At 76.8% G+C, this 7,418-nt stretch carries 1 protein-coding gene; it reads left to right on the top strand.

Annotated features, from left to right (window positions below; translation table 11 throughout):
• On the top strand, nt 1-7,416 hold a 7,416-nt coding region (locus AB0L34_RS12945), incomplete at its 5' end, for a type I polyketide synthase (RefSeq protein ID WP_363704508.1).
• Between the last annotated feature and the right edge of the window lie 2 nt (nt 7,417-7,418).

The following is a 7,418-nucleotide window of genomic DNA, read 5'->3' as shown; positions in this document are numbered from 1 at the left end:
GACGCTGCCAGGACGGTGGCGTTGCGGTCGCGGGCTCTGGCGGTGCTGCGGGGGACGGGGACGATGGCGTCGGTGGACCTGTCCGCCGAGGCGGTTGCCGCCCGGTTGGCCGGCTTCCCCGGCGTTGGTGTCGCGGCGGTGAACGGTCCGTCGACGGTGGTGGTGTCGGGGCCGCCGCAGCCGGTGGCCGACCTGGTGGAGGCGTGCCAGGCCGAGGGTGTGCGGGCGCGGCTGATTCCGGTGGACTACGCCTCGCACTCGCCATCCGTGCAGGAGGTCGCCGAGCAGTTGCGCGCCGACCTGGCCGACATCGCCCCGCAGCCCGGTCACACCCGCCTGGTGTCGACGTTGACCGGCGACTGGGTCGAGCCGGAGAGCATGACGGCGGACTACTGGTACGAGAACCTGCGGCGGACGGTGCAGTTCGACGCCGCCGTGCGGGTGGCGGTCGCGGCGGGTCACACGACGTTCGTGGAGATCTCCCCGCACCCGGTGTTGACCATGCCGATCACCGCGATCCTCGACGACACCGGCACCACCGGGTACACGCTGGGCAGCCTGCGTCGGGGCGACGACGACCCGACGCGGCTGCTGACGAACCTGGCCACCGCGCACGCGATCGGCCTGCCCGTCGACCTGACGAAGGTCCTGGCGAAGGCACCGACCGTCGACCTGCCCACGTACGCCTTCGAGCACCGCCGGTACTGGCCCGCGCCGCCCGTCTTCCCCGGAGACTCCGCGGGCGCGCCGGACATCGACCGGTGGCGCTACCGGATCACCTGGCCGGCCCTGTCGGACCTGCCGCTCACCCGGCTCACCGGCGCCTGGCTGGTTCCGGTTCCCGCCGGCATGGCGGAGGACCCGCTGGTTGCCGACGTGCTCCACGCGCTCGCCAGCGTCGGCGCGGACGTCGTACCCGTCGAGGTGGACGCGGCCGGCGACGAGCCGGAGCTGGCCGACCGGCTGCGGGCCGTGTTCCCCGCCGGCGACGGGCCCGGAGCCGTGCTCTCGCTGCTCGGGCTGGACGAGCGCGCGCACCCGGAGCACCCCGCGACCTCGCTCGGCGTGACCGGGACCGTCCTGCTGGTGCAGGCGCTCGGCGCGCTCGGCGCCGAAGCACCGCTGTGGTGCGCGACCCGGCGGGCCGTCACGGTCGGCGCCGGCGACCCACCGCCGCACCCGGCGGCTGCCGCCGTCTGGGGCCTCGGCCGGGCGGTCGCCCTGGAGCACCCCGACCGCTGGGCCGGCCTCGTGGACCTGCCGGACACCCTCGACGCCTTCACCGGTGCGCGACTCTGCGCGGTGCTCGGCGACACCGGCGGCGAGGACCAGATCGCCGTCCGCGACTCGGGTGTCTTCGTCCGCCGGCTCACCCGGATCACCGACGCCGAGCCGGCCACGTCCACGGACGGGACGGAGGACGACGGCTGGCGGATGCGCGGCACCGTGCTCATCACCGGCGGCACCGGCGGGCTCGGCGGGCACATGGCCCGCTGGGCGGCCCGCGCGGGCGCGCAGCACGTCCTGCTGGCCAGCCGGCGCGGTCCGGACGCGCCGGGCGCCGCCGAACTGGAGGCGGAGCTGACCGGGCTCGGCGTACGGGTCACGGTGGCCCGCTGCGACGTCACCGACCGCGACCAGGTCGCCGGCCTGCTGGCCGCCGCGCCCGCCGACGCCCCGCTGACCGCCGTGCTGCACACCGCCGCCGTCCTCGACGACAGCATCGTGGACACGGTGACCCCGCAGCGCCTGCACACCGTCGCCGCACCCAAGTGCGCCGCCGCCGTCCACCTCGACGAGCTGACCCGCGACCTCGACCTGGACGCGTTCGTGCTGTTCTCCTCGGTCGCCGGCACCACCGGTAACGCCGGGCAGGGCGCGTACGGGGCGGCGAACGCCTTCCTCGACGCCCTCGCCGAGCGGCGCCGGGCCGAGGGCCTGCCGGCACTCTCCGTCGCCTGGGGCGCCTGGAGCGGCGCGGGGCTGCCCGCCGACAACGAGCGGGCGCAGCAGCGGCTGCGCCGGGGCGGCATGGTCGGCATGGATCCGGAGCTGGCCGTCGAGGCGCTCGCGCGGGCGCTGCGTCGCGGCGACGCCACCACCCTGATCGCCGACATCGACTGGCCCCGGTTCGCCCCCGCGTTCGCCCTGGTCCGGCGCAGCCCGCTGATCGGCGACCTGCCCGAGGTGCGCGAGGCGGCCCGGCAGCTCGCGCAGCAGACCGCCGAGGAGGAGACGGACGAATCGTCGGCGCTGGCCCGGCGGCTCGGCGGGCTGTCCCCGACGGAGCGCACCGAGGCGCTGCTGGAACTGGTCCGTCAGTGCGCAGCGACCGCCCTCGGCTACGGCTCGCCGGACGACGTGCCGGCCACCCGGCCCTTCCGGGACCTGGGCCTGGACTCGCTGACCGCGGTGGACATGCGAAACCTGCTCGCCACCGCCACCGACCTGCGGCTGCCCACGACGCTCGCCTTCGACTACCCCAACCCGACGGCTCTCGCCGGGCACCTCGACGAGCTGCTCACCGGCGTCGCGGCGGCCGCGCCCGCCCCGGCCCCGGCCGCCACCCGAGCCGACGACGAACCGATCGCCATCGTGTCGATGAGCTGCCGCTTCCCCGGCGGGGCGGACAACCCGGAGCTGCTGTGGCAGCTGCTCGCCGCGGGCGGGGACGCGATCGGCGAGTTCCCCACCGACCGGGGCTGGGACCTCGAGCGGCTCTTCGACCCCGACCCGGAGCACGAGGGCACCAGCTACGCCCGGGAGGGCGCGTTCGTCACCGGGGTCGCCGACTTCGACGCCGGGTTCTTCGGCATCAGCCCCCGGGAGGCCCTCGCCATGGACCCGCAGCAGCGGCTGCTGCTGGAGGCGTCCTGGGAGGCGATCGAGCGGGCCGGGATCGACCCGCAGGCGCTGCGCGGCAGCCCCACGGGCGTCTTCGTCGGCACCAACTACCAGGACTACCGCAACCTGATGTTCGCCGCCGAGGGTGCCGAGGGGCACCTGATGACCGGCAACGCCGCCAGCGTCCTCTCCGGCCGGGTGTCGTACACCCTCGGCCTGGAGGGGCCCGCCGTCTCGGTCGACACCGCCTGCTCCTCGTCGCTGGTCGCGCTGCACTGGGCCTGCCAGGCGCTGCGCCAGGCGGAGTGCTCCCTCGCCCTGGTCGGCGGGGTCACCGTGATGGCCACCCCCGGGGTGTTCGTGGGCTTCAGCCGGCAGCGGGGCCTGGCCCCGGACAGCCGGGTGAAGGCGTTCGCCTCCGCCGCCGACGGCACGAGCTGGGGCGAGGGCCTCGGCGTGCTGCTGGTCGAGCGGCTGAGCGACGCCCGCCGAAACGGCCACCGGGTCCTCGCGGTGATCCGGGGCAGCGCCGTCAACCAGGACGGCGCCAGCAACGGCCTGACGGCCCCGAACGGTCCGTCGCAGCAGCGGGTGATCCGGCAGGCCCTGGCCAACGCCGGCCTCGCCGCCGCCGACGTGGACGCCGTGGAGGCGCACGGCACCGGCACCCGGCTGGGCGACCCGATCGAGGCGCAGGCGCTGCTCGCCACGTACGGGCAGGACCGGCCGGCGGACCAGCCACTCTGGCTCGGGTCGATCAAGTCCAACATCGGCCACACGCAGGCCGCCGCCGGCGTCGCGGGCATCATCAAGATGGTGCTGGCCCTCCAGCACGAGTACCTGCCGCGGACCCTGCACGTGGACGAGCCGACCAACCAGGTGGACTGGAGCGTCGGTGCCGTCGAACTGCTCACCGAGGGCCGGCCCTGGCCGGTGACCGACCACCCGCGCCGCGCCGCCGTCTCCTCGTTCGGGATCAGCGGCACCAACGCGCACGTCATCCTGGAGCAGTCCCTGGAGTCCCCCGCGCCGGCCTCGCCGGCGGGCGGGGACGGCCGGCTGCCGGTCGTGCCGGTGCTGCTGTCGGCGCGTAGCGCGTCCGCCCTGGCCGTCCAGGCCGCCCCGTGGGCCGACCGGCTCACCGGGCCGCAGGCCCCGTCGACGGTCGACGTCGGCTGGTCGTCGGTGGTGTCCCGGGCCGCCCTGGAGCACCGGGCCGTCGTCCTGGCCACCGACCCGGACACCCTGCGCGACGGGCTGCGCGCCCTCGGCTCCGGCGACGACTCGCCGCTGCTGGTCACCGGCGCCGTGGCGTCCCGGCCGAAGGTGGCGTACCTGTTCTCCGGGCAGGGCGCGCAGCGGGCCGGTATGGGCCGCGAGCTGGCCGAGGCGTACCCGGCCTTCGCCGCCGCGCTCGACGAGGTCTGCGCCGCCCTCGACCCGCACCTGCCCCGCCCGCTGAAGCCGGTGCTCTTCGCCGGCCCCGGCACCCCCGACGCGGAGCTGCTGGACCGCACCGAGTTCACCCAGCCGGCGCTGTTCGCCGTCGAGGTGGCCCTGTACCGGCTCCTCCAGGCGTGGGGCGTACGCCCCGCCGCCGTCGCCGGGCACTCCATCGGCGAGTTCGCCGCCGCCCACGCCGCCGGCGTGCTGTCCCTGGCCGACGCCGCCGAGCTGGTCGCCGCCCGGGGCCGGCTGATGCAGGCGCTGCCGGACGGCGGCGCGATGCTCGCCATCGCCGCCACCGAGGACGAGGTGGCCGCCTCGCTCGGCGACCGCGTCGACCGGGTCTCCGTCGCCGCCGTCAACGGCCCGACCGCCGTGGTGGTCTCCGGGGCCGGCGACGCCGTCGAGGAACTGGCCGCCGAGTGGTCCGCCCGAGGCGTACGGGTCAAGCGGCTGACGGTCAGCCACGCGTTCCACAGCCCGCTGATGGACCCGGTGCTCGACGACTTCGCCGCCGTCGCCGCCCGGCTGCGCTACCAGGCCCCGACCGTTCCGATGGTCTCCACGGTCACCGGTGCGCCGGTCGACGTGGCGCGGATCGGCACCCCGGCGTACTGGGTCCGGCACGCCCGCGACGCGGTGCGCTTCGCCGACGCCGTCGCGGCGCTGCGGGAGCAGGGCGTCACCGCGTACGTCGAGGTCGGCCCGGACGGGGTGCTCACCGCCCTCGCCCAGGCCGTCCTCGCCGACGCCGGCCGGGCCCCGCTGGTGGTGCCCACCCTGCGCAGGGACCGCCCGGAGCCGGCCACCCTGATGCGGGCCGTCGCCGCGCTGCACACCCACGGCGTCTCCCCGGACTGGACCGCCGTGTACGCCGGCACCGGGGCCCGGCGCGTCGACCTGCCCACGTACCTCTTCGAGCGGCAGCGCTACTGGCCGGAGCCGCCCCGGTGGATCACGGCGGACGCCCCCGACGAGGCCACCGCGGTCGAGCGCCGGTTCTGGGCCGCGGTGGAGGCCGAGGACTTCGACACCCTCGTCCGCGAGTTGGACGTGCACCGCGACCAGCCGTTCGGGGCGGTGCTGCCGGCGCTGTCCGCGTGGCGGCGGCGCGGCCGGGAACGTTCCCTGGTGGACGGCAGCCGGTACCGGGTGGTGTGGGAGCCGGTGGCCGAGCCGCCCGCGCCGGAGGCCACCGGCCGTTGGCTGGTGCTGCTGCCCGCCGACCGGGCCGACGACCTCGCCCTGGAGTCGTGCACCTGGAGCCTCGGCGCGGACGTCACGTCGGTGCCGGTGGACACCGCCCTCGACCCCGACGACCTGGCCGCGCGGCTGGCCGAGGTGGTCGCCGAGGCGGTCGGCGACGGGCCGCTGTCGATCCTGTCCTTCCTCGGCCTGGACGAAGCCCCGCACGCCGAGTACCCGGCGCTGCCGCGGGGGCTCGCCGCCACCGTGCGGCTGCTCCAGGAGCTCGCCGACACCGACGCCCCGGCCCGGCTGTGGTGCGTGACCCAGGCCGCGGTCGGCGTCGACGACGACGCCCCGGAGAACCCCCGGCAGGCCATGCTGTGGGGGCTGGGCCGGGTCGCCGCCCTCGAGCAGACCGGCCGCTGGGCCGGGCTGGTCGACCTGCCCACCAGCATCGACAGCTGGACCGCGGCCCGCCTCGGGGCCGTGCTCACCGGTGGCGGCGCGGAGGACCAGTTCGCCGTCCGCGAGTCCGGCGTGTTCGTCCGCCGGCTCGCTCCGGCGGTCACCGCCGCCGACCCCGCGCCGTGGCGGCCCCGCGGCACCGTGCTGATCACCGGCGGTACCGGGGCGCTGGGCGGGCACGTCGCCCGCTGGGTGGCCGGCGCGGGCGCCGAACGGATCGTGCTGACCAGCCGGCGTGGCGCGGACACCCCCGGCGCCGCCGAGCTGCTGGCCGAGCTGGACGTCCTCGGCGTCGAGTGCCGGGTGGCCCGGTGCGACGTCGCCGACCGCGCCGCGATGACCGGCCTGCTGGCCGAGCTGCGCCGGGAGGGCCCGCCGCTGCGCGCGGTGGTGCACGCCGCCGGGGTCAGCGAGGTGGTGCCACTGGCCGATAGCACGCTGGAGGACCTGGCGTACGTCATCGCCCCGAAGCTGGCCGGCGCCGAGCTGCTCGACGAGCTGCTCGACGGCGTCGAGCTGGACGCGTTCGTGCTGTTCTCGTCCATCGCGGCCGTGTGGGGCAGCGGCGGCCAGGGCGCCTACGCGGCCGGCAACGCCTACCTGGACGCGCTCGCCGAGCGGCGGCGGGCCCGGGGCCTGCCGGCCACCTCCGTGGCCTGGGGGCCGTGGACCGAGTCGGGCATGTTCACCGACGGCGCGCCGGAGCAACTGCGCCGCCGGGGCCTGCGGGTGATGCCGCCCGGCGTGGCGATGGCCGGGCTGCGGCACGCCCTGGCCGTCGGGGACACCTGCGTGACCGTCGCCGACGTCGACTGGGCCACGTTCCACCCGCTGTTCACCGCGCTGCGGCCCAGCCCGCTGCTGGCCGGCCTGCCGGCCGTACGGGCGCTGGCCGCCGCCCCCGCCGCCGCGCCCGACCCGGCCGCGCCGGTCCACCGGGACCTGCTGGCGGAGCTGCGCGGGCTCCCGGCCGAGGAGCGGCGCGCCGCGCTGCTGGACATGGTGCGGGTGGACGCGGCCAAGGTGCTCGGCCACCAGTCCGGGGACGCGATCGACACCGACCGGGGCTTCCTCGACCTCGGCTTCGACTCGCTCACCGCCGTGGAGCTGCGCAACCTGCTCACCGCGGCGACCGGGCACGAGCTGCCCACCACGGTCGTCTTCGACTACCCGACCCCGGCGGGCCTGGCCGACCACCTGTACGAGGAACTGTTCCCCGACGCCGGGGCGGACGCCGCCGACGGCGGCGACGAGGAGTCGGTGCGCCGGGTCCTCGCCGCGATCCCGCTGGACCAGCTGCGCCAGGCCGGCCTGCTCGACCAGCTCCTGCGGCTGGCCCCCACGGTCACCGGCTCGGCCCCGGTCGTCCCGGTGGCCGCCGTCGCGGCCGCGCCGGCCGCGCCCGAGGACGAGATCCGCGAACTCGACGTCGCCGGCCTGGTCCGGATGGCCCTGGAAGGCACCGACTCGTGACC

Source organism: Micromonospora sp. NPDC052213, assembly GCF_040679695.1.
GTDB lineage: Bacteria > Actinomycetota > Actinomycetes > Mycobacteriales > Micromonosporaceae > Micromonospora.
This window is presented reverse-complemented; position numbering and strand designations above follow the sequence as displayed.